The sequence below is a fragment of the Corynebacterium meridianum genome (assembly GCF_016342265.1).
Taxonomy (GTDB): Bacteria; Actinomycetota; Actinomycetes; order Mycobacteriales; family Mycobacteriaceae; genus Corynebacterium; species Corynebacterium meridianum.
Genome location: NZ_JAEIOS010000008.1, coordinates 1 through 503, shown reverse-complemented (window position 1 = coordinate 503; position 503 = coordinate 1). Strand labels below are relative to the sequence as shown.

At 64.6% G+C, this 503-nt stretch carries 1 pseudogene; it reads left to right on the top strand.

Features of this window, described 5'->3' with window-relative positions:
- Positions 1–503: pseudogene (locus tag JDV75_RS00080) on the top strand (heat-inducible transcriptional repressor HrcA); the annotation flags it as partial.

Genomic DNA, 503 nt, shown 5'->3' with positions numbered 1-503 from the left:
CAGCTCCGCCACCATCCGCAACGACATGGCCGTCCTCGAATCCGAGGGCTACATCGTGCAGCAGCACGCTAGCTCCGGCCGGATCCCCACAGAGAAGGGCTACCGGCTCTTCGTCGACTCGCTCCACGAGGTCAAGCCCCTCTCCCCGGTGGAACGGCGGGCGATCCAGAACTTCCTCGAGGACGGGGTTGACCTGGAGGATGTTCTGCGGCGCGGTGTGCAGCTGCTCAGCCAGCTCACCAGACAAGCCGCAGTCGCACAGCTACCGACCCTGGATGTCTCCCGAGTCCGGCATTGCGAAGTCGTGCAGCTCACCCCCTCCCGAATTCTGCTCGTCCTCATCACCGACACGGGACGCGTTGATCAGCGCAACGTCGACACCGATATCGAGCTCACCGCCGATCAGGTGGCGAGACTCCGCGACGTGCTAAACCAGGCACTCGTGGGCAAGACCCTGAGTGACGCCTCAGTCTCGATGGCCGATCTCGCGGCGAATGCCCCGG